Source organism: Lactobacillus iners DSM 13335 (assembly GCF_000160875.1).
Classification (GTDB): Bacteria; Bacillota; Bacilli; order Lactobacillales; family Lactobacillaceae; genus Lactobacillus; species Lactobacillus iners.
The window spans coordinates 40,010-63,135 of record NZ_GG700805.1; the positions used below are offsets into that span (position 1 = coordinate 40,010).

21 protein-coding genes are annotated in these 23,126 nt (G+C 30.7%); 5 read left to right on the plus strand and 16 right to left on the minus strand.

Annotated elements, in window-relative coordinates; all coding sequences use genetic code 11:
- Nucleotides 1-397: 397 nt before the first annotated feature.
- From HMPREF0520_RS02215 to HMPREF0520_RS02230, 4 genes are all read right to left on the minus strand, one after another.
- Nucleotides 398-964, minus strand: coding sequence for an ADP-ribosylglycohydrolase family protein (locus HMPREF0520_RS02215; protein ID WP_308444620.1), 567 nt, complete (start codon nt 962-964; stop codon nt 398-400).
- Nucleotides 964-1,314 (minus strand): hypothetical protein, encoded by a 351-nt coding sequence (locus HMPREF0520_RS02220; RefSeq protein ID WP_006729277.1) that lies wholly within the window; start codon nt 1,312-1,314, stop codon nt 964-966. The genes HMPREF0520_RS02215 and HMPREF0520_RS02220 overlap by 1 nt, the downstream gene beginning before the upstream one ends.
- Nucleotides 1,315-1,385: 71 nt before the next feature.
- A complete protein-coding gene (locus HMPREF0520_RS02225; RefSeq protein WP_006729278.1) occupies nt 1,386-2,243 on the minus strand; it encodes a phosphotransferase in 858 nt (285 codons plus the stop codon).
- A 74-nt stretch (nt 2,244-2,317) separates the two neighbouring features.
- On the minus strand, nt 2,318-3,238 hold the full coding sequence (locus HMPREF0520_RS02230; RefSeq protein WP_006729279.1) for a hypothetical protein: 921 nt from the start codon (nt 3,236-3,238) through the stop codon (nt 2,318-2,320).
- A 667-nt stretch (nt 3,239-3,905) separates the two neighbouring features.
- Here HMPREF0520_RS02230 and HMPREF0520_RS02240 point away from each other — a divergent pair.
- Nucleotides 3,906-4,616, plus strand: coding sequence for a CPBP family glutamic-type intramembrane protease (locus HMPREF0520_RS02240; RefSeq protein WP_010222069.1), 711 nt, complete (start codon nt 3,906-3,908; stop codon nt 4,614-4,616).
- 1,179 nt (nt 4,617-5,795) lie between these two features.
- On the opposite strand, the gene dnaB is transcribed toward HMPREF0520_RS02240, so the two are convergent.
- The 12 genes from dnaB to dnaA all read right to left on the minus strand — a co-directional run bounded on the left by dnaB (nt 5,796) and on the right by dnaA (nt 19,715).
- Nucleotides 5,796-7,169 (minus strand): replicative DNA helicase, encoded by a 1,374-nt coding sequence (dnaB, locus tag HMPREF0520_RS02245; RefSeq protein WP_006729283.1) that lies wholly within the window; start codon nt 7,167-7,169, stop codon nt 5,796-5,798.
- A 5-nt stretch (nt 7,170-7,174) separates the two neighbouring features.
- Nucleotides 7,175-7,630, minus strand: coding sequence for a 50S ribosomal protein L9 (gene rplI / locus HMPREF0520_RS02250; protein ID WP_006729284.1), 456 nt, complete (start codon nt 7,628-7,630; stop codon nt 7,175-7,177).
- Between the two features lie 15 nt (nt 7,631-7,645).
- Nucleotides 7,646-9,661 carry a DHH family phosphoesterase gene (locus HMPREF0520_RS02255; RefSeq protein ID WP_006729285.1) on the minus strand — a complete coding sequence of 672 codons (2,016 nt, stop codon included), beginning with the start codon at nt 9,659-9,661 and terminating at the stop codon, nt 7,646-7,648.
- Nucleotides 9,662-9,828: 167 nt separating this feature from the next.
- Complete coding sequence (gene rpsR, locus HMPREF0520_RS02260; RefSeq protein ID WP_006729286.1) at nt 9,829-10,065, minus strand: 30S ribosomal protein S18; 237 nt, start codon at nt 10,063-10,065, stop codon at nt 9,829-9,831.
- 28 nt (nt 10,066-10,093) lie between these two features.
- Complete coding sequence (gene ssb, locus HMPREF0520_RS02265) at nt 10,094-10,549, minus strand: single-stranded DNA-binding protein (RefSeq protein WP_006729287.1); 456 nt, start codon at nt 10,547-10,549, stop codon at nt 10,094-10,096.
- Nucleotides 10,550-10,584: 35 nt separating this feature from the next.
- Nucleotides 10,585-10,881: a 30S ribosomal protein S6 gene (gene rpsF, locus HMPREF0520_RS02270; RefSeq protein WP_006729288.1), complete on the minus strand. Its 297-nt coding sequence runs from the start codon at nt 10,879-10,881 to the stop codon at nt 10,585-10,587.
- Nucleotides 10,882-11,060: 179 nt separating this feature from the next.
- A complete protein-coding gene (gyrA, locus tag HMPREF0520_RS02275) occupies nt 11,061-13,508 on the minus strand; it encodes a DNA gyrase subunit A (RefSeq protein WP_006729289.1) in 2,448 nt (815 codons plus the stop codon).
- Nucleotides 13,509-13,517: 9 nt separating this feature from the next.
- The gene (gene gyrB / locus HMPREF0520_RS02280; protein WP_006729290.1) at nt 13,518-15,479 is read right to left on the minus strand and encodes a DNA topoisomerase (ATP-hydrolyzing) subunit B; all 1,962 of its coding nucleotides are present in this window, start codon (nt 15,477-15,479) and stop codon (nt 13,518-13,520) included.
- Nucleotides 15,480-16,601 carry a DNA replication/repair protein RecF gene (gene recF, locus HMPREF0520_RS02285; RefSeq protein WP_006729291.1) on the minus strand — a complete coding sequence of 374 codons (1,122 nt, stop codon included), beginning with the start codon at nt 16,599-16,601 and terminating at the stop codon, nt 15,480-15,482.
- A gap of 3 nt (nt 16,602-16,604) precedes the next feature.
- The gene (yaaA, locus tag HMPREF0520_RS02290) at nt 16,605-16,850 is read right to left on the minus strand and encodes a S4 domain-containing protein YaaA (RefSeq protein WP_006729292.1); all 246 of its coding nucleotides are present in this window, start codon (nt 16,848-16,850) and stop codon (nt 16,605-16,607) included.
- Between the two features lie 201 nt (nt 16,851-17,051).
- Nucleotides 17,052-18,182 (minus strand): DNA polymerase III subunit beta, encoded by a 1,131-nt coding sequence (gene dnaN, locus HMPREF0520_RS02295; protein WP_006733323.1) that lies wholly within the window; start codon nt 18,180-18,182, stop codon nt 17,052-17,054.
- Nucleotides 18,183-18,353: 171 nt separating this feature from the next.
- Nucleotides 18,354-19,715 (minus strand): chromosomal replication initiator protein DnaA, encoded by a 1,362-nt coding sequence (gene dnaA / locus HMPREF0520_RS02300; protein WP_006729294.1) that lies wholly within the window; start codon nt 19,713-19,715, stop codon nt 18,354-18,356.
- 478 nt (nt 19,716-20,193) lie between these two features.
- Here dnaA and rpmH point away from each other — a divergent pair, with 478 nt between their 5' ends.
- The 4 genes from rpmH (at nt 20,194) to mnmE (ending at nt 23,117) form a co-directional block, all read left to right on the plus strand.
- Nucleotides 20,194-20,334, plus strand: a complete 141-nt coding sequence (rpmH, locus tag HMPREF0520_RS02305; protein WP_006729295.1) for a 50S ribosomal protein L34 — start codon at nt 20,194-20,196, stop codon at nt 20,332-20,334.
- A gap of 49 nt (nt 20,335-20,383) precedes the next feature.
- A complete protein-coding gene (rnpA, locus tag HMPREF0520_RS02310; protein WP_006729296.1) occupies nt 20,384-20,755 on the plus strand; it encodes a ribonuclease P protein component in 372 nt (123 codons plus the stop codon).
- Nucleotide 20,756: 1 nt separating this feature from the next.
- A complete protein-coding gene (locus HMPREF0520_RS02315) occupies nt 20,757-21,632 on the plus strand; it encodes a membrane protein insertase YidC (RefSeq protein ID WP_006730777.1) in 876 nt (291 codons plus the stop codon).
- A 99-nt stretch (nt 21,633-21,731) separates the two neighbouring features.
- Entirely contained in the window at nt 21,732-23,117 is a 1,386-nt protein-coding gene (gene mnmE / locus HMPREF0520_RS02320) for a tRNA uridine-5-carboxymethylaminomethyl(34) synthesis GTPase MnmE (protein WP_006729298.1), read from the plus strand.
- Nucleotides 23,118-23,126 lie beyond the last annotated feature (9 nt).

Consider the following 23,126-nt stretch of genomic DNA (forward strand, 5'->3'; position numbering starts at 1 on the left):
TTCCATTGGTACTGAACTCTTTCGAATGTATAAAAAGAAAAAATTCTTAATTTGATAACTGATGACAAGCAATGTTTCGAGAAGACAAATTACTGAGTATGGGGAATAATAAATTTTATGACACTTAAAGAACACATAGTCGATTTTTTAATCACTTATTGTCTTTTGATAGTCTTTTTTTCATGGACAGCGGACCTTTTCGAACGCTTGCTCCTCTGATTATGGCTTTAGCAATATCGGATACTGGTTATCTAGTTGGTAGACTTATATAACGACAATAAAAATAGAAATAATAAATAGAAATGATTTAAAAGTACTATTTTTTATTTATAATATTTTTCTCTACTTAATAATATCTTAGGTTTAGTCATAAGACGCAGAAATAACACTAGCTATTTTAATTAGTCTTAAATGAAGGTAACAAAACTTTGTTTAAAGCTAAATATTTTAAATAGGTAGTATCAATTTTAGAATATAGTTTTCTATTTTGATCTAATAAAATTTTTAGATTATCCTTTTTAGGATAAAGTAAGAAAGATGGTCCTATAATACAAAAAACTATTGCACCAATAGAATCGGTATCTCCTCCTATTTTGAAAATATCTAGCATAATATCTTCTAATGTAATTGTTTCTTTATTTATTCCACAATATTTTCCTACTATTGCAAAAATTATAGACATTGATTCTTTTACAGAAAAACCTATATTACCTCTTTTTTGCTCACTCAAATTAGCCAACCTTTTTAGAGCTTTATTGGAGAAAAGCCAATTATTATATAACTTTGTTAAAAAATTTTGCTCTTGAAGTCCTGTAAATTTGCAAAATTCATAGGCTTCTTTGAAGGCCATATTTAGTGAAGTTGAAATTGAGTTTTTTTTCAAAATATATGAAAAAAGACTACTAAGAAGTACTGTAGAAATCAGGACTTTGTTACCATTATGAGTTAGGGTAATACCATCAATTAGCTGTTGCCATTTTTTTCTAAACTTAAAGTTTCAATTGAAAATCGCATTCCGTAACTTAATGCCATAATAAGACACCCGTTGCCATCACCTTTTAAGCTCACATGAGGTTCATCTAAGCTTAACATTTTGCCAGTGGAAGTAGATGTCTTTCTATAAGGTAAATCAATTTTTCTAAGTTCTTTCCATAAATAATCTCGATCCCAACTAGTCGCTAAAGCATCACATTCTTGAATAAATTGGTTGCTATCATCTGTAGATTGACCTAATTGCCATTTCTTTATTACAGTTCTACTTCTATTAACTTTTAAGTTGAAATGATATGCTGCATTTTCTCCGTATAAATTCATTATAGTACTACCAGAATAATGTGTTCCTGGGACTCCCAGAGCATCACCGTAACTTACGGAAATAAAGCTTATTAAATATTTTTATATTTGAAATAATCCTCTACACTTTCTAACATTTGCATTCCAATTTTTTTGAAAGGCTCATCTTTAATTTTTTCTGTATATTTCATTATTCCAACGGCAGTTGCAAAAATAATAAATTGTTGAGTCCATGATTTTAATTGAAATGTATGGATGCTAGTTGATTCGTAACCTTTAAGAAAAGAAGATATAAGACTATTATTTAATTTGAAATCTTGAAAAAATAATTTTATAAAATCTTGATAATTTGGACCTAGTCTTGCTCGTTCATAATCAATTAGAGTTAAAGCCCCATTTATAATTTTGAAATTTCTGATTCCTACATCTCCATGGAGTACAGTATTAGAATGTTCATTGAGATCATTTTCAATTAAAGGTTGTAAATTAGAAAATTCTTTTAATAGACTTTTCAATTTATATTTTTGTGTCACATTTTCTAATTTATTTATATCTTCAGATATTTTACTAAAATAACTATTTTCTTCTTTCATTCCGTTAAAAGGTTTCACGATATTATGGAATTTGGCTAGCACGATTCCCATTTCATAAGCTTGATGTATGCTTACAGTATTTTCTAAATCTATCGGCTTGAGATCATTCATAACCAAAACGTATTTTAGGCCATCATCATTAATTTTAAAAGTTTCTAATACTCTATCACTTAATTGTTGAGTAATTAAGTTTTCCGTATTAAATTTATTAACTGAATCAAATACTTTAACAAATACATTACGATTATATTTCTTGCTATTGCCAAAGAAAGTAGAATTAAACGATTCATGATTTGTAGGAGTTAAGTTGCTGTTTAACCTGTTGTTCAGTATTCTTATAATATTCATATTATTCATTTTGCATCACTAATTTCCAATATTTATTTATAGTTTCTAGTATGTTTGATTCATTGCACCTAATATACGAAAAACTACATTCTTTTAAAATGTTCTTTATTTTTTTCATTACTCTCATAATTACAAAGAATGTTATTTTTCATTTTAGGTAATACAGCATTTTGCAGATCAGAATAACTAGCGGAATAATTATATTTTACTAAAGGAGATTGATAGGAATGTTCCAGTAATACTACTTTTTTAACTGGAGCACAACGTAAAACTTTAATATTTAAATTTTCCATGAGTTCTATTGGTTTATATCTATATTTTCTTTTCCACTTAGCATTCCGGTTTTGAATAGGGAGCTGATAAGTTGAATTTGGAGGCGAAAAGTTTAACATGTCAAAAGTGATCTGACGTATTGATACTGATCGGTTCGTTCCCCATACATAATTTTTACTAATAAAGATGTCATCGTTAGATATAAATTGTACAGTTCTCCTTAATTTTTTTAGAATTCTAATACTTTGTAACATAGAGGTTGTTTTACCAGCAAATTTTTCACCAATAAAAACTATAGCTTGATCGTCGAGAGCTATAGCTGATCCATGTAATTTAATACATCTTTTTTCTAATGAGGCACAATTTAAAGCCCTTATTAATCGATTTATATCATACAACCCTAAGTCTTCATTAGAAATAATGAGAATTAAAGTCATATCAGCATGTAGCAACATAACCATGTTTTGTAAATAGTGAAATGCTATGATTAATTCATTTTTGTTGTTTCTATGTACTTTAATTTCTGAATCTAAAGCATATATAGAAATATATTTTCTATCATTTAAATCATTTATATATTTGTAAAACATTTTTGCTGATTCAATTATATTAATATTTTTCAGTTCAACATAATATGGATAAAGTAACTTATATAATTCTTCAAGTAAATTTTCTTTATTGGAATATATATTTAAAACAATATCATCAATTGGTACTAATATTTTTTTCATATGTATTATCTTTTCTTGTATTCCTTTTAAATAATTTATATATCTTAGTTCGATAAAAAGGATAGAGTATGATTACTATAGTTCTATAAAAGAATAGCAATGGATAAAATAAAATTGGTCCCAAAAAATTTATTTTTCTAGAACTATATCCAGAATATTTTTTAACTATTAATTCGTAAAAGATTTCATAACAGTAGGCAATAACTACTAGCATACTCATAATAATTAACCATGTTTTAAAATTACCATAATCAATTATTGTAAATATCATTAAAAATATAAATTCACTTACTTCCAGTAGGGCATCAGCTAAGCTTAAAAATAACAACTTAATCTTTACAATAAAGCTAGCACTTGATAAAGTTCGATCAAAAAAATGATTTATTATTTATTTTTATTTCAAATTTAGGTAAATTTGTATTAAACATTTTTCTAGCTCTCTTACCTTCACCAGCCATAGTAATAATAATTGCCATTTTTCTCCTTAAAGTTTTTATTTTTATTATAATACTTATCATTAAATTAGCAATATTTTTCTACTAAAAATTTGATTTTTGCTATAATAATTCTCATAAAATTTACAATATTATTATTTTCATAAGTCACTTAATAAATTCACCATTTAATTATATAATTACACTGATATATTTATATGCAGGAGACAATTATGGATCATCAACCAATTAAGATTTTCTTAACTATAACCTTATTTTTCTTATTATTAGATTTTGTAAATAATTCACAAGTCTTAACTTTATTATGGCTGTATATATTTGTATGGATTTATTTTAAATGCTTTATAAAAAATAAAAATAAAAGTTTTATAAAATTTTTATGTAGAAGAACTTTATATATTTTTTTTATGGTTCTACCTATAATTTTCGCAAAAAGTAACATATGTCACCTTATAAAAACTCCAGACAATATTCTACTTTTATTAATAGCAATATTAATTCCAATTATTTGGCAATTTTTTAAAATGAGAGGCCAAAGTATCTTTATATTGGGAAAATTTCTTTATCTTTCATCAAATGCAAAGCCTAGAATTTTTATAGTGAATTCTTTATTTTTATTCTCTAATTCAATTGCTGAAGAAATATTTTTTAGGATTATATTATTCTATTTCTCATCTAACCTGGTAATAGCAGTTATAACTAGCTATACTATTTTTTGTATAGTTCATAATATGGATTATTTTCTAAAAAAAACATCTAAAATACAAAATATTTTTTATTATTTAATATGGTCTTCTTTTTTTTGGTCACTATTTATTTTTTCTCATACATTTACTTATGGAATAATTGCACATCTTTGTTTTAACTTGCCTAATATTTTAATTGCTATCATAGCTAGCTGGTATGCTTTAAAGCAAAATTGAACTAACTTTATATTTCAATTAATTAAAAAAATAAAATTCAATATTTGTTCTCAATTTTTAACTAATATGTACGTAACTATCCAGAAAGTTTTTATGCCCATGCCAAAAAATACTACGAATTTCTATCAATATATATGACATTTATCCCAAAAAGTTTATATTGTTGGTTACTCCTTTTCCTAACATTTTATATTCAATTTTGTTACCTCTATTCCTTAATCAGTTTTAAAAATAACATCAAAAAGCCAATTAAGTTAAAAATTAATTGCTTAGTTGGCTTTTCTGTCTTCAAGTTTACGGCGTGTAATTATTACATTATCTTTACACTAAGTAGTATTAGCACTATATTATTATAAAAACTTAAAACTACTTTATACCTTTAATCCATACTTGGTTGCTCTAACATTACTAAACTTGGGTATTTTTCCTCTTCTCATAGCTTCTTAAGTGCTCGACAGATTGTAATTTCACTATATTGTGGAATACGCTTATTTAGCTCCTTAATGATAAAACTTCTCAGATTAATTTATCAACAGGTTAATCTGTTTGATTAATGAGGCTCACCCGTTCATTAAAATCTAGATAATCTTTTAAAACCACGCCTAAAAAATAATCTAAGAATGGTAACTAGTCGTTCTTTTTATCCATCCAAGTAAAAGAACTCTCTTTCAATGCTCGATAATAATCAGATTTCTTCCGTGAGCACCCTTAGCATAATTTTTAGTAAAGCGAAGATAAAAAAATACGGTACTAGATATTCAATCGAGGGATTGAGAATCTTCTGATCAATACTTTCTGATCATAACTCTTATGAACGTATAAAGTATCTCTAAAATCTTCAAGTGTGAAAGTTTTCTTTACAATCGTGCACCACAATACATAAATAGCTTCTTACAATAATACGTGCCCTTTTGAGTAGATGACTCTAAAGCAAAACGTGTCCACTGTGATAAATTGTTGAAATACTTAGTTGCTTACGGAAAAAATCGATCTAAGCGTTATAGTAGGTATCAATATAATACTGATCAAAGATATTAACATTGATATAAATAGTCCTGTCTTTTTCTTTACGCTCTAAACTATCCTTAATCATTGAAACTTTCGCAAAGTTTCGTTAGACTTATGATCAAACTATGCAAAAAAAATAGACTCACATGAGTCTATTTTTTGTATAATACACTATTTTTCAGTCGGAACATTGTTATGTGCAAAATCCAAATTAGAAAATCTATTATATGGTTTTGAAAACATTAATTTAACTGTTCCTCTACTACCCGATCGATTCTTTTCAATGATAATTTCAACTTCACCATTATCTTTTTCGCTCTTAATATCTGTACTTTTATCGTCTCGATAATAATCATCTCGATATAAAAATGCTACAATATCTGCATCTTGCTCAATAGATCCTGACTCACGAATATCAGATAATACAGGTCTTTTATCTTGCCTTTGTTCAACTGATCTTGATAATTGTGAAAGTGCTATTACAGGTACGTGTAATTCTTTAGCTAACTTTTTCAATTGCCTAGATATGAAAGAAACTTCTTGCTGCCTACTTTCACTCTTTCCACCTTCAATAAGTTGTAGATAATCAATTACTATTAACCCTAAATTTCCTTTTTCTTTGGCTAATTTTCTTGATTTTCCCCTTATCTCACTAATTTTTATACCAGGAGTATCATCTATATAAATATCAGTAGCTTCTAGCAACCCACTTGCAACAAAAAGCTTGTTCCATTCATCGCTATCCAATTGTCCTGTTCTTAAATGCTGAGAATTAATTAATCCTTGTGATGCTAACATTCTTTGAACTAACTGCTCTGCACCCATTTCCAATGAAAAAATAGCTACAGTTTTTTTGTCATACAAGCCAACATGCTGTGCAACGTTTAATGCAAAAGCAGTTTTTCCTACACCTGGTCGTGCAGCAAAGACAATCATTTCATCATCGTGAAATCCAGTAGTCATCTTATCTAGCTCCACAAAACCAGTAGCCAGACCTGTTACCATGTTTCCATCAGCAGGTATATTATTTATATTATCGATAGTTTCACTCAAAATGTCTTTAATGGTCTTAAATCCATTCTGAGAATTATCTTGTGATACATTAAGGATCGACCGCTCTGCATCATCTAAAATATCTGTAATATCATCTGAATCTTTAATAGCATTTTGAATGATATTTTGACTAGTAAAAATCAGATTTCGCAAGATAGCTTTACGTTTAACTATATTGGCATAATAGGTTATATGAACTGCCGTAGGCGTCGACATAGCTAATTCTGATACATAAGCAATACCACCAATATCATCTAACTGGTTATTTTTTTTCAATTCATCTTGCAATGTTAATGCATCTATACCCTCATCGCGTTCAGAGATATTAATCATTGCTTGAAAGACTAGTTTATTGGCACGTTCATAAAAATCATCTGGTTTCAATATATCATATGCATCTACAATCGCACTATTATCCAAAAAAATAGCACCTAAAACTGCTTTTTCTGCTTCGCTGTCGTGTGGTATCTGTTGCGATATAATATTAGCCATTTATTTTATTTTTTCTCCGTAATATGAACCCTAATCTTTGCCTCAATACCTTTAAAAAGCTTTACGGCTACATTAGTATAGCCTAATGCTTTAATAGGCTCTGGTAGCATCAATTTTCTTTTATCAATTACAATACCAAATTGTTCTTCTAAGCCTTCCACAATTTTTTTACTTGAAATAGATCCAAATAATCTAGAATCGTTGCCAGCTTTAGATTGAAATTTAACAATCGTTTTGTCATCTTCCAATTTCAACTTAATTTGTTCAGCTTCAGCTTTTTCTGCTTCATAAGCATCATGTTCAGCCTTTTCTAAACGTTTCTGTATATTTAAATTTGAACTTGTAGCTTCTTTAGCAAGTCCCTTCTTAAGCAAAAAGTTTTGAGCATAACCTGTTGGAACTTCTTTAATTTGACCTTTTTTACCTTTGCCTTTTACATCAGATATAAAAATTACTTTCATATATTTTTCCTCCTATCAATTCTCCTGTAAATAGCTATCAATTGCTTGTAAGAGCCGCTCTTTTGCTTCTGATACAGAAATATTATCTAATTGTGTAGCAGCATTAGACAAATGACCACCACCACCTAATTTTTCCATAATTACTTGAACATTTATTTTTCCTGTAGATCTAGCAGAGATACCAATCATCGAATTAGATCTTCTGGCAATCGCAAAACTAGCTGATACACCTTCTAAAGATAACGCTGTATCCGCAGCTTGAGCAATGATAATAGCATCATAAATTTCACTATCATTTCCTGACAAAATAGCCATATTAGAATGAACCATATCAACAGTTGATACCAGATAACTCCGTTTTAAATAATTATCAATACTTTCTTTAAGCAAATACGAAACAACCTGCGAATCAGCACCTATAGAACGCAAATAACTAGCTGCATCAAAAGTCCTAGTTCCCGTTCTCAATGAAAATTCTTTAGAATCTACCGTAATTCCTGCTAACATCGCTGTTGCTTCTAAATAATTTAATACACCATCTCCGCCTTGCGGTTGATATTCAATCATTTCAGTAACAAGTTCACATGTAGAAGAAGCATATGGTTCAATGTACACTAACATCGGATTTTCTGGAAATTCTTCTCCACGTCTATGATGATCAATCACGACTAAACGATTTTTCATCTTATCATATATGGATTGATTGTAAGTGATAGAATATTTAGAATGATCTGTTAAAACCAATAAAGAATTATCTGTAGCGATTTGAACTGCCTCATCAGGTGAGATAAATGTTTCTTGATCAACCCCTGCTTCCTGCATCTTCTTAATTAAACGTTCAACATCATAATTAAGTTCACTCAAATCTAATATAACATTAGCTTTAACACCATGTATTCTGGCAATTTTTACAATACCTATAGCTGACCCGATGGCATCCAAGTCTGGGCTCTTATGTCCTTGTACAAAAACATGATCTGCATCTTTAAATAGTTCCTGTAATGCTTGCGAAACTACTCTAGCTCTTACTCTGGTTCTCTTTTCCATTGGATTTGATTTGCCACCATAAAAGTGTGCATCTTTACCAATTTGTCTAACAACTACTTGATCTCCTCCACGACCTAATGCTAAATCTAAATTAGACTGTGCTTGTTCAGAAATATCATTTAAACTTTCGGATCCAAATGCAATACCAACTGATAAAGTTAATGGTGTATTACATCTGCTAGATTCTTTCCTGACTTTATCCAAAATAGAAAATCGATCAGCTTCCATTTTATGTAAATCAATCATATGGGATAACAACAAATAATGATCTTCATCTATCCTTTTAAGATATGCATTAAATCTTTTAGCATATTCATTTAATGCATTTTGAATATATGAACTCATATCGGTTAAATTCTGATCACCCATAGCTTGACTTAATTCATCATAATTATCAATAAAAATTAATCCAATAGATAATCGTTGATCCTGATATCGTCGTTCAATAGCTGCATACTTAGTTATATCTAATATATACACTACACCTAAATCATTTTGGACAACAATTTCACATTTATGCTTTCCTACTCTAATAACTCTATTATTAGTATCTTTATCTCTTATAGCATCATTGATACTTTTATATAGCTGTTCATCTAGATTTTTGAGTGAGGTTCCTATCATATCATTATTTTTTAAAAATAACTGTAGATATGGATTAACCCACTGGATCTGTTGATCTTCATCATAGAGTAATATTCCTAATGGCATTTTTATCATTGCTTCCTGTTCTCCACGTTTTATACGATAAGACAAGTTAGAAGCATAATTATTAGTATTTATAGCTAAAACATAAATTCCATAAATACTAAACGTACATGTCAAAATAAAAAGTAATAACATAGCCAACCCATATAAGGGGCTTATTAATAGGCCAACAATAAAGCCAACAAATGACAGTGAAAGAACAATAATTAATGATGCAGTTAAACGTGAATCTTTGACAAATGCTGGTAATTCAAGTTTGCGTAGAAAATCTTTCATAAAGATTCCTTCCTAGTGAGTTTTACAAATTATGCACTCCGCAATAATATATATTATACCTTATTAATTCCAGTATCATATTAAATTTAAATATCAGTTTATAACAAAAAAGCTGATATCAGTCAATTAACTGGTATCAGCTCAATTTTATTCAAAATTTATTTAGCCTAGTCTTCTGAAACAAATGGCAACAAGCCCATAACACGAGCTCTCTTAATAGCAACAGTCAACATACGTTGATTCTTTGCACTTGTACCAGTGACACGACGCGGCAAAATTTTACCTCTTTCTGAGATAAAACGTTTCAACAAATCAACATCTTTGTAGTCGATGTAATCAATATGGTTAGCCGAAATAAAGTCAACTTTACGACGGCGATGTGTAGTTCTTCTTTGTTGAACCATGTCTACAAGTCCTTTCTAAAATTTATTATTAAAACGGTAAATCATCTTCTGAAATTTCTATAGTCTTACCTGTATCTGCGAAAGGATCCTGCTTAGGTTCCTCAGTAGGTACATTATTTGTAGTGCTGAAATTATTGCTTGCTACTGGTTTATTTTCGCGACTACGACGTGATTCTAAAAATGAAAAACTATCAACAACTACTTCCGTAACGTATACACGTTGCCCTTCTTTGTTATCATAGCTTCTTGTCTGAATACGACCCTGAACACCAATAAGCGAACCTTTTGAAGTAAAGTTTGCTAAATTCTCAGCAGCTTTACGCCAAACTACGCAATTTATAAAATCAGCTTCTCGCTCACCTTGACTATTAGAAAATTGACGATCAACTGCCAAAGTAAAGGTAGCAACTGAAATTCCACTTTCAGTAGTACGCAAATCAGGATCACGTGTTAAACGACCAACGAGTACAACATTATTAATCATACTTATATGTCTCCTTTCCTAATTCACGAAAAATATTACTTATCTAACTTAACAGTCATTGAACGTAAAATTTGACCATCAATACGGGATAAACGACCAAATTCATCAACAGCTGCTGCATTTTCAGCAACAAAAGTTAAAATGTGGTAAGTACCTTCACGATATTTTTCAATTTCATATGCAAAGTGTCTCTTACCCCAATCTTTTGACTCAAGTTCTTGAGCACCATTGTCTGTCACAACTTTATCAAAGCGTTCGATCAAGGCCTTCTTAGAATCTTCATCAATATCCGGCTTAATAATATATGTAATTTCATACTTAGTTTTTGCCATTACAGTACACCTCCTCTTGGACTAAATGGTTCTTGAGATAATCAAGAACAAGGAGTAATTATTGACATTACTCACAATCTCTGATTTTATCACAAGAATTAAAAAATTACCATAATTTTTTTACGTGATCCTGGGCTTTGCCCAAAAAATAATTACGCAAAATATGGTAATTTTTATTTTTAAATCTCAGAATTATCTTCTGATTTAACTCTAGTTAAACTTGCAACCTTAGTTCCTTGGTCTAATTTAATTAAGCGAACACCGATGGTTGCTCGACCAGTTTGCGATACACCATCAACTTCTAATCTAATGATAACGCCAGCATCCGTGATTAGCATAAGATCTTCACTACCATCAACTACCGTGACACCAACTAATGGTCCATTTTTTTCAGTAACATTAGTAGTCTTAACTCCCATGCATCCTCTACTTTTAATTGGATACTCACTTGCTAGGGTTCGTTTTCCATAACCTTTTTCAGATATAACTAAAACTTCAGAATTATCATCAACGATTGAAGATCCTACAACATAGTCATTAGCACGCAATTTTATACCACGAACACCAGATGCAACTCTACCCATCGTTCTGACTTCATTTTCATTGAAAATTACAGCATATCCTAAGCGAGTACCAATTAAAATATTTTGTGATCCATCTGTAAGCAAAACGTTACTTAATTCATCATTTTCTCGTAAATTTAACGCAATTAGACCACTACGCCTAATATTAGTAAATTCGCTAATACTAATTCGTTTAACAATACCATATTTAGTCACAAACATTAAATACTTATTTGTATCATTAGTGGCTATTTTTACAACAGCTTGGACATTCTCGCCTTTTTCCAATTGAACTAAATTAATGATAGGTAAACCTTTAGCTGCTCTGCCATATTCTGGTATTTCATATGATTTCTTGGAATATACCTTTCCCTTATTCGTAAAGAATAACAGGTAATCATGAGTATTGACATAAATTAAATGATTAATAAAGTCATCATTTTGTACACCCATACCTCTAATTCCACGTCCACCTCTATTTTGAACTTTAAATTCATCTGCAGGCATACGTTTAATATAACCATTATGAGTTAATGTTAAAAGAACATTTTGCTTTTCAATTAAATCTTCATCATCAATTGAAATAATTTCACTATCTGAGATTTCAGTTCTTCTCTCATCGCCAAATCTCTTTTGAATATCCAACAATTCATTAAAGATAATTTGATCAACACGCTCGGGCTTAGCTAAGATATCTTTATAATCGTCAATTTTTTCTAACAAATCACGATATTCTTCTTCTAATTTATCTCTTTCCAAACCAGTTAGTCGAACTAATCGCATATCTAAAATAGCTTGTGCCTGGCGATCATCCAATCCGAACCTCGTAATTAATTGCTCTTTAGCAATATCACTATTTTTAGAACCACGTATTATTTTTATAATTTCATCTATGTGATCTAATGCTATTCTCAGACCTTCAATAATGTGAGCTCTTGCTTCGGCTTTTTTCAAATCATATTTAGTTCTGCGGGTAATAATATTTTCTTGGTGAGCTAAATAATATTGCAAAATTTGCTTCAAATTCAAAACATGAGGTGAACCATCCACAATAGCGACCATATTAACACCAAAATTAGATTGTAATTGTGTTTGTTTAAATAAATTATTTAAAACGACACTCGCACTTGCATCACGCCTAATATCAATGGTTATCCGCAATCCTTTTTGATCGGATTCATCTTGTATACCTGTTATCCCATCTACAACTTTATCTCTGGCTAAATCGGCTATTTTTTTTACTAATTCTGCTTTGTTAACCATATAAGGGATTTCACTAATGATAATGCGTTCTCTTCCACTTTTTTCGGTATCTATGTTAGTCTTTGCTCTAACTACGATATTACCTTTACCAGTTTTATATGCTCTTAAAATACCGCTACGTCCCATGATAATTCCACCTGTTGGAAAATCAGGTCCAGTAATAGCAGTCATCAATTCTCTAACAGAAACATCAGGATTTTCCATCAACATATGCAATCCAGAAATAATCTCAGAAAGATTGTGTGGCGGTATATTGGTAGTCATACCAACTGCTATACCGCTTACACCATTAACTAATAATGCTGGTACTCTAGCAGGTAAAACTACTGGTTCATTTTCATTATCATCATAGTTCCTTTGCCAATCAATAGTATCCTTATTGATGTCACGCAACATTTCCATTGCGATCTTACTCATACGTGCTTCCGTATAACGCATTGCAGCTGGACGATCTCCATCGATAGATCCAAAGTTTCCATGTCCATCTACTAACATATAACGGTAACTAAAATCTTGTGCCATATGAGCCATGGCTTCATATATTGATGAATCACCATGTGGGTGAAATTTACCCATAACTTCTCCGACAATTCTTGCAGATTTTTTATACGGCTTATCAGGAAAAACTCCTAGCTCATTCATTCCATAAAGAATACGTCGCTGAACAGGCTTTAGTCCGTCTCTAACATCTGGTAATGCACGTGAAACAATAACTGACATTGCATAATCCAAAAAAGAACTACGCATTGTCTTTGTTAGATCAACATTTCTTATTCTGTGATCTTGATTTTGGTTATCCATTTAAGCCTCCTATGCATCCAAATTCTCAACATATTTTGCATTTTGCTCAATGAATTCACGTCTAGGACCTACTTCGTTACCCATCAACATTTCAAATGCTTCTTCTGCATCTTCTGCATCTTCTGGATCAACACGGTCCAATCTCCTATTTTCTGGATTCATTGTTGTTTCCCATAATTGCTCTGGATCCATTTCACCTAATCCTTTATATCTTTGAACAATAGGTTTCGGACTAGGTTGAAGAGTTCCCAGATAATCATGTAACTCTTCATCAGTATCCAAGTACTTAATAACTTTACCTTGCCTTACTTGATATAGGGGTGGTCGTGCTATATATACATAACCTGCCTTAATCATCGGTTTCATATATCTATAAAACAGAGTTAACAATAAAGTTCTAATATGTGCACCATCAACATCAGCATCAGTCATTATGATTAATTTATGATATCTAGCTTTATTAATATCAAAATCAGCACCAAAGCCAGTACCCAAAGCAGTAAAAATAGTCCTTATTTCTTGATTAGCTAAAATCCTATCCATAGAGGCTTTTTCTACATTCAAGATTTTACCTCTAATCGGCAAAATAGCTTGAGTTAATCTAGATCTACCCTGTTTTGCAGAACCACCAGCTGAATCACCTTCGACGATAAACAATTCTGAAATCTTCGGATCATTACTTGTATTATCTGCAAGCTTTCCTGGTAAATTAGCAATTTCCAACCCAGATTTTTTACGTGTTACTTCACGAGCACGTTTTGCTGCAATTCGTGCTCGTGCTGCTAATTGACCTTTTTCTACAATTTTTCTACCAACTTGCGGGTTTTCCAATAAAAACTTACTAAAGGTATCTGAGAATGCCTTATCGACTGCCGCCCTTGCATCAGAATTTCCAAGTTTTGTTTTGGTTTGTCCTTCAAATTGTGGATTAGGGTGCTTAATAGAAATGACTGCCGTCATGCCTTCTCTAATATCTTCTCCTGAAAGATTATCATCATTATCCTTCAAAATTTTGGCTTTTCGTGCATAATCATTAACAACTCTTGTTAAAGCTGTCTTAAATCCTGACTCATGCATACCACCTTCATATGTATGAATATTATTGGCAAAAGTAAGCAAAGTAGACTTATAACCAGTGATATATTGTAGTGATGCTTCTACATTAATACCGTCATAATCTCCTTCAACATATACAGGAGGTTCAAATAATACTTGTTCTTTTTGATTGAGGAAAGAAACGTATTCCTTTATGCCACCTTCAAAATGATAAATATCTTTTTCTGCTGTATTTTTTCTTTTATCAGTAAAGGTTAATTTTAATCCTTTATTTAAAAATGCTAATTCTCTAATTCTATTTTTTAAAATTCGATCATCAAAAACAGTAGTTTCAGTAAAAATATCAGGATCTGGGTAAAAGCGTACAATAGTACCATGTTGAGTTAATGGTACTTCACCAACTTCATGTACTTCTTGTTCTACACGTCCATGATTAAAATCAATACAATATTTTTTACCATCACGCATGACAATAACATTTAATTTAGTAGATAAAGCATTAACAACAGATGCACCTACACCATGTAAGCCACCTGATACCTTATATCCGCCACCACCAAATTTACCACCAGCATGTAAAACCGTAAAGACTGTCTCCAAAGCAGATCTACCAGTTTTCTTTTGGATATCTACTGGTATTCCTCTACCATCATCTTCAACAGTAACACTACCATCTTCATTAACAGTAATTTCTATTTTGGTGGCAAATCCTGCCAATTTTTCATCAATACTATTATCAATAATTTCCCATACTAAGTGATGTAATCCTTGTATACTAGTATTTCCAATGTACATACCTGGACGCTTTCTAACAGCTTCCAGCCCACCTAACACTTGAATTTGGCTTGCATTATATTTTTCTGCACGCTTTTCGAAATTAAGTGCTTGGTCCTGAATATTCTTATTATCAGCCATTTACTTCTCCTCACTTACTGTTCCTGAAACTATTCTAAATATTCTTGGAATTTTAATCATTTCCTGGGAAATACTATTTATATCAGTTGTAGTAATAAAAGTCTGAGTCTTGCCATTAATATAATTAAGTAAATTTTTCTGCCTTATATTATCTAGCTCACTCATTACATCATCCAACAATAAAATTGGATATTCATTCAATATCTGATGCATTAAGTCAATTTCCGCTAATTTTATGCTAAGCACAATCGAGCGTTGTTGCCCTTGCGAGGCATATTCCTGAGCACTTTTTTTATTGATAAATACTTGCAAATCATCTCGATGTGGTCCTACCAATGTAGTACCTAACCTCATTTCATTGACTTTTACATGCTCAAAACTTAACAATATTTTTTTATATATTTTTTCTACTGAGTCCTTTTCGTCAAACTCAGGAAATGATGCCTTATATTCTATATCTAAAATTTCCTTCTGATCACTTATAAAAGCATATGCTTTCTTAGCATTTTCTTTCAGCAAATCTAAATATAGCACTCGTTTATGCACTACTTCTGCTGCTAATCCAGCTAATTGATCAGTTAGCACATTTAAAAATATTGGATCACTTGCTTTTTTACTGGATATTTGTTTCAAATAGGTATTTCGCTGTTGCAAAACCTGTCTATATCTCGTTAAAAAGTAAAGATATTCAGCATTTATTTGACCAAATTCTAAATCCATAAAACGTCTTCTAAATGCTGGCGATCCCTTTATTAATGATAAATCTTCAGGGGAAAAAAGAATCGCATTCATAGTTCCCAAATAATTAGATAACTTTTTCTGCTCTAACCGATTTATCCATGCTTTCTTTCCCTTATTGGATACTAATAACTTAAGATCAAACCTAATATTTCTTTTACACAAAGTACCATGGATACCCGCAATTTTCATATTAAATTTTATTAATTCTTTATCTACACTAGTTCTATGTGACTTGGTAAGTGCTAAAAAATAAATTGCTTCTAGCAAGTTGGTCTTACCTTGTGCATTTTTTCCAATAAAGATATTTATATGGGAATCAAAATTTACTTTAACTCTATCAAAATTTCGAAAATCCTTTAAAGTTAAATCTTCAAGATACATCAATTACCCCATAATAAAATTATATAAATTTTTATTAATTACTATTTGATCACCTGGATGGATTTTTTTACCACGACGATTCTCAAGAACTCCATTAAGCATAACTGGATTTTCATTCAAATACCATTTAGCTTGACCACCAGAAGATATTATTGACTCTTCTTTTAAAAATTGTGCTAGAGTTATAAATTCTCCATTAATTACAAAGTCTTTGATAAAACCACCCCATTTACATAATACTCTACTCAATTATATATTTTTTATGCATAAAATACAATTTTATACCACTATTTAGCCATGTTTTATACAATTTAATATATTATGACTAATCAATCATAATTTTCGCTTATTGGCTATGATATAGTCAATTAGAGACAAATAAAAAGCAAGCTACATGAATAGCAACCTGAATTTTTGGTTAATATTATATGCAACTTACTTTTTTATTTATTAAAAAGTTCTAACTGGAGTGATTAATTGAATAAATTTTTCATCACTATCTTTAGGGACGACCACAAATGGTCTCAATGGTTTCGTAAATTTAATTACTATCGAATCCGTTATCGAAACTCTCAATGCATCACGCAAATAATCAGGATTAAATGAAATCTCTAAATTTTCACCATTAAGGGAATCAAATGCTAATTCTTCTGCAACATTACCTACTTCTGCAGAATCACCACTTAATTTTATAATCTGATCTTCCACATTTAGATACATTTTTACCACATTATTACGACTTTCATGTGCTAATAAGCTAACCCTTTCCAATGAACGTGCCAAAGTAAGAGCATCTAGTTCAACTGTAGTAGTTGCTTCCTGAGGTATTAATCGTTCGGTATCAGGGTATGATCCTTCTAAAAGTCTTGTATAAAAATTAATGTTGGAAATTTTAAATAAAACTTGATTTTCGCCTGGAATGACAGTAACTTGTGGATCATCATCAGCAATAATTTTTGATAACTCAATTAAACTATTGCCAGGAATAACTAGATTAGTTGCTACTGCAGGACCAGTTGCAAGCTTTAATGTTCTTCTTGATAAACGATGACTGTCTGTAGCGATTGCATTTATTTCTTTTGGATTGAAATCAAAATTTACACCATTCAAAATAGGTCTGTTTTCTTGATTAGCAACTGCAAAAACTGTTTCAGAAATTACTTCTTTGAAAGATTTACCAGAGATAACAAAAGAGGATTCCCGTGTTATTTCTGGTAATTTAGGATAATTATCTGCATCTAATCCATTAATTGTAAAATCACTGTTTTCAGACATTATTTTCGTTTGAAAACTATCTTTTACTTCAAAAGAAAAATCTTTTCCAGGTAATTTTTTTATTATTTCACTAAAAAAACGTGCTGGTAATACAATAGACCCTGTAGATTCAATATGCAGATCATCGCTTTTAGGGATATCTATTTTTATTGAAATATTTGTATCACTACCCGTCAAAGTTAATGTATTTTCCGATAAATCTATTTTTATCCCTTTCAAGATGGGAATAGCTGTATTGGAAGAAATAGCTTTTAGAACATTGTTTAAATTTTTCAAAAACAAATTTCGATCGATTATGAATTTCATATGCCCCTCCATTTTTTATTCTTTATATTAATTATATATTTATTTATATAGAAGTAGTAGTAGGTACTGTGGATTATGTTGAAAAGTGGCTATAAGTAGTAAAAATAAAAGATTTAACCTGTAAAAAACATGTGAATAATTAGCTCATTTATCCACATGTTATTAACTTCTCTAATGATTTAACATTGCTTTTAAATCATACACAGCCGATTTAATTTCAGAATCAGTTTTTAGAGATCTTTCGATTTTTTCATAGGCATGCATTACAGTTGTATGATCTTTGCCCCCAAATTCTTGCCCTATTTTAGGTAAGCTAGAATCTGTTAATTTTCTTGATAAGTACATTGCAATTTGGCGTGGTACTACTATTTGTTTTACGCGTTTCTTACCCTTTAATTCTGTAGTTGAAGTTTGAAAATAATTAGCCACAACTTCTTGAATTTTGGATATTTCGAGTCCGCGTGTTTTTTGAACTAATTTTAAATCCGCGAGTGCTTCTTTAGCTAAATTAAGGTTAATATCTTCTCTTTCTATCGTTGCATGAGCTTGCACTTTAACAAGAGCACCTTCTAATTCACGAATATTTGTATCAACTTGAGAAGCTACATAATCTAGTGTATTATCATCGATTCCAAGGCCGTCTGCCTCTGCTTTTTTACGTAAAATAGCTATTCTAGTTTCTAAATCAGGCGGTGTAATTTCAACTTGTAAACCCCATGCAAATCTTGAAACTAAACGCTCTGATAAGTCAGGAATCTCATTCGGTAGGCGATCACTGGTCATCACAATTTGTTTTTGATCGTTATAAAGTGTTTCAAAAGTATGGAAAAATTCTTCCTGAATACCCTCTTTTTTTGCGAAAAATTGGATATCATCTACCAATAATAGATCACAGGTTCTATATTTTTCTCTGAAAAGATCTTGTGTCTTATTTTTTATAGAATTGATGAAATCATTAACGAAAGTTTCACTCTGAATATATACAATTTTAGCATTAGCTTTTTCCGTTAGCATTTGATGTCCAATAGCTTGCATCAAGTGAGTTTTACCTAGTCCAACACCACCAAAAATAAAAAGTGGATTATAAAAACTACCAGGATTATCAGCTACAGCTAAAGCAGCTCCAGCAGCTAACTTATTTCCTTCGCCTTGTACAAATGTATCGAAAGTATATTTACTATTTAATTGCAAATCTTTGGCAAATTCATTGTGGTTGTTTTCAATTACAGGTTTTTGTTTTTTTTGAGTTTTATGTACGACAAAACGTTCAGAATTAGTATCGCCTGCAATTTTAAATATTGGGATAATTTCCATATCTGTATAAGCATATGCTTCTTGAATCAGTTGAGATGCTAAATTCTTTTCCCAATATCCTTTTGATACGGGAGATTCAACAGATATAGTCATTTGTTTGCTATTTTTATCAAAAGAAAGTGGTTTTGTATTTTTAAACCATGCATTGTAAGCAACTTCACTGTAACGTTTTTTCATATTGTCAGTAAAAAATTGCCAAAATTTTTCTAAGTCTAACAAAGTATTACCTCCGAGAAGATCGTGGTTGATAATTAATAAAATAAGTTTAACATTTTATTCTATGTTTTTCCACAGGTGCAAAACTATAATACACTTTTAAACATAATTGTGAACAAAAAAATGCTTTTATCCACAAGAAAGCTGCAAAATATCAAAATTTTTGCAGTTATAAACAGAGCGGTTGTGAATAAAAAAAGCAAGAGTATCAACAACAAAATAATCATTTTGCAAAAATAATCCACAGGTTGTGTATAATTTTGTAAACAAGATGTTAATTGTTGATAACTTTGTAAAAATCCTTGTTGATAATATAAATATAAAAAAATTAATCGCAAAAAATTCACAAAACAAAAAAGACTAAAAAATAAAATAAAGAATATCTATAGTATTTTTTTCAATAAAAGACTTGGCTTTTTCTTTTATCTGTGATATCCTAAATTAGAAATTGTGCTTATAGTACTAAACGGAGGTGCACATAATGACCACTAAGAGAACTTATCAACCAAAGAAGCGTCACCGTTCACGTGTTCATGGTTTTATGAAGCGTATGGCAACAGCAAATGGCCGTAAGGTTTTAGCAAGACGCCGTAAAAAGGGTAGAAAAGTCTTATCTGCTTAAGCCACTGATATTCAGTGGTTTTTTTAGTTTAAAGTTAGGATGAGTTATTTTGAGAAAATCCTATCGTGTAAAATCAGAAAAAGATTTTCAATTGGTATTTGAAACTGGACAGTCTATGGCTAATAAAGCCTTTGTCTTATATCAATTAGACAAGGTTAATCAGCCACATTTTCGCGTAGGTATATCTGTTGGTAAAAAGGTTGGCCATAATGCGGTTTTGAGAAATCGTATAAAAAGATGTATCAGAGCAGCAATCACTGAAGATAAGCATATGATAAAAAAAGATGTCGATTTTTTAGTAATTGCTAGACCATATGTAAAAGATCTTGATATGAAATGTATAAAGGCAAATTTAGAGCATGTTATGAAACTGTCTAATTTATTGATTAGTGATATACCATCGCAAGTTGAGGAGAATTAAAGTGAGCGACTTTCTATCAAAGAAAAATTTAAAAAAGATAATAGTAATCGCAACGATTTTACTTATTTCATTAACCATAACGGGGTGTGTTTCTACAAGTAGTAATGGTTCTGTACCGCCTTTGTCAAACAATAGTGGCAGTTTTTGGGATCGTTATATTTTATACTATATTTCAAGTTTTATTTTATGGCTTGCAGCAATATTACATAACGCATATGGCTGGTCAATAGTTGTATTTACTATTATTGTTAGGGTTGTATTATTGCCATTAAATGCTATTTCAATTAAAAGTATGGCTAAACAGCAAAGTTTACAACCTGAGATGGAAGCTTTACGTAAGAAATATTCAGATAGAGATGCTGAAACTCGTAGAAAATTACAAGAAGAAACTAGTAAGTTGTACAAGGAAAGTGGAGTTAATCCATATTTAGGCTGTTTACCTATGTTAATCCAGATGCCGATTATGATTGCTTTGTGGCAAGCTATTTTAAGAACTCCTGAATTGCAAAATGGACGGTTTTTGTGGATGGATTTAGGACATCCTGATCCTTATATGGTTATGCCAATCTTAGCAGCTATTTTTACATTTATTGCAAGTTACATAGGGCAATTATCTCAAGCTAAATCATCTAATAATGCAATGACTAAGGGCATGACATATGTTATGCCAGTATTTATTGGTGTGATGGCATGTAGTCTGCAGTCAGCATTATCCTTGTATTGGGTAATTTCCAATTTGTTCCAAGCGATTCAAACCTTCTTTTTGCAAAATCCGATAAAATATTATCGTGAATTAAAGCTTAAACAGCTGCAAGAAAAAGAGCGTAAGGCCAAGTATAGGAAAATATATAAGAAATTCGGTCGAAAAATTAAATAGTTATCTATAGTTATTAGATAAAGTAGTCAAAGTGCTTTATCCATCAATGTAGTGGTGGAGTGGGCACTTTTTTTATACAAAATTAATTAAGGTGAAATTATGGTACAGGTTTTAACACAATATGATACTATTGCTGCAATTGCCACACCAATCGGTGAAGGCGGTATATCCATTATTAGGGTTTCGGGTGAAAATGCGTTAGAAATAGTCAATAAAATCTTCCGAGGAGCAAATTTGAATAAAGTTGCCTCGCATACTATTCATTATGGACATATTATCGATTATGCTAATAAAGACGTAGTAGATGAAGTTTTAGTAACAGTAATGTTAGCTCCTAAAACATTTACTCGAGAAAATACGGTTGAAGTATCCTGTCATGGTGGATTATTAGTGACACAAAAAATATTACAGTTGATTCTTGATAATGGAGCTAGAATGGCTACGCCAGGGGAATTTACTAAGCGTGCATTTATTAATGGACGAATTGATTTAACGCAAGCTGAATCGATTATGGATATTATTGAAGCTAAGACTGATCGGGCTAGACAAGTAGCAATGAAGCAATTAGAAGGTGGACTTCTTTTTGAAATTAGAAAATTGCGACAAGAACTTTTGAATACCATGGCACATGAAGAAGTTAATATTGATTATCCTGAATATGATATGGACGATGTTACTTCTAAAGAAATGTATGACAAGGCTCAACAAGTTATCAAAGAAATAGATAAATTATTAGCCACTGCTCAAGAAGGAAAGGTAGTTAGGTCTGGACTTGCAACAGCTATTGTTGGTAGACCTAATGTTGGTAAATCTTCGTTATTAAATTACTTATCTAAAGAAGAAAAGGCTATTGTAACTAATATAGCAGGTACTACTCGTGATACTTTAGAGGAGTATGTATCATTAAAAGGTATTTTATTAAAACTAATTGATACAGCAGGAATAAGACAAACAGATGATATAGTTGAAAAAATTGGTGTAGAACGTTCAAAAAGAGCTATAACTGAATCTGATTTAGTTTTGTTGCTAATAAATTCTAGTGAAGAATTAACTGAAGAGGATCAGAAATTATTAGAATTAACGCAAGATAAAAAAAGAATTGTCATTTTAAACAAAGCTGATCAAGTGGCGAAAATAACTAAAAAAGATATTCAAAAAATTACTGATAGTCCTATTGTGACGATTTCAGTATTAAAGAAACAAAATATGATTGGATTAGAAGAGGCAATTAAATCTTTATTTTTACAGGGAATTACTGATTCAAAAAGTGAAGTTATGGTAACAAATCAAAGACAAAACGATTTACTCAGAAAGGCCAAGCAATCATTAATAGAGGCTATTGAGGCTATTAATGATAATATGCCATTAGATCTTGTGCAAATAGATCTAAAAGAGGCGTGGGATAGCTTAGGTGAAATTACGGGTGACACAGCACCTGATGAATTAATAACACAATTATTTAGTAAGTTTTGTCTTGGAAAGTAGGGTATTCAA

What these genes read in the sequence shown, in the direction of transcription:
- HMPREF0520_RS02220 (WP_006729277.1), bottom strand. Translation starts at nt 1,314, where the DNA reads ATGAATTTATACGGAGAAAATGCAGCATATCATTTCAACTTAAAAGTT.
- HMPREF0520_RS02225 (WP_006729278.1), bottom strand. Translation starts at nt 2,243, where the DNA reads ATGAATAATATGAATATTATAAGAATACTGAACAACAGGTTAAACAGC.
- HMPREF0520_RS02230 (WP_006729279.1), bottom strand. Translation starts at nt 3,238, where the DNA reads ATGAAAAAAATATTAGTACCAATTGATGATATTGTTTTAAATATATAT.
- HMPREF0520_RS02240 (WP_010222069.1), top strand. Translation starts at nt 3,906, where the DNA reads ATGGATCATCAACCAATTAAGATTTTCTTAACTATAACCTTATTTTTC.
- dnaB (WP_006729283.1), bottom strand. Translation starts at nt 7,169, where the DNA reads ATGGCTAATATTATATCGCAACAGATACCACACGACAGCGAAGCAGAA.
- rplI (WP_006729284.1), bottom strand. Translation starts at nt 7,630, where the DNA reads ATGAAAGTAATTTTTATATCTGATGTAAAAGGCAAAGGTAAAAAAGGT.
- HMPREF0520_RS02255 (WP_006729285.1), bottom strand. Translation starts at nt 9,661, where the DNA reads ATGAAAGATTTTCTACGCAAACTTGAATTACCAGCATTTGTCAAAGAT.
- rpsR (WP_006729286.1), bottom strand. Translation starts at nt 10,065, where the DNA reads ATGGTTCAACAAAGAAGAACTACACATCGCCGTCGTAAAGTTGACTTT.
- ssb (WP_006729287.1), bottom strand. Translation starts at nt 10,549, where the DNA reads ATGATTAATAATGTTGTACTCGTTGGTCGTTTAACACGTGATCCTGAT.
- rpsF (WP_006729288.1), bottom strand. Translation starts at nt 10,881, where the DNA reads ATGGCAAAAACTAAGTATGAAATTACATATATTATTAAGCCGGATATT.
- gyrA (WP_006729289.1), bottom strand. Translation starts at nt 13,508, where the DNA reads ATGGATAACCAAAATCAAGATCACAGAATAAGAAATGTTGATCTAACA.
- gyrB (WP_006729290.1), bottom strand. Translation starts at nt 15,479, where the DNA reads ATGGCTGATAATAAGAATATTCAGGACCAAGCACTTAATTTCGAAAAG.
- recF (WP_006729291.1), bottom strand. Translation starts at nt 16,601, where the DNA reads ATGTATCTTGAAGATTTAACTTTAAAGGATTTTCGAAATTTTGATAGA.
- dnaN (WP_006733323.1), bottom strand. Translation starts at nt 18,182, where the DNA reads ATGAAATTCATAATCGATCGAAATTTGTTTTTGAAAAATTTAAACAAT.
- rpmH (WP_006729295.1), top strand. Translation starts at nt 20,194, where the DNA reads ATGACCACTAAGAGAACTTATCAACCAAAGAAGCGTCACCGTTCACGT.
- mnmE (WP_006729298.1), top strand. Translation starts at nt 21,732, where the DNA reads ATGGTACAGGTTTTAACACAATATGATACTATTGCTGCAATTGCCACA.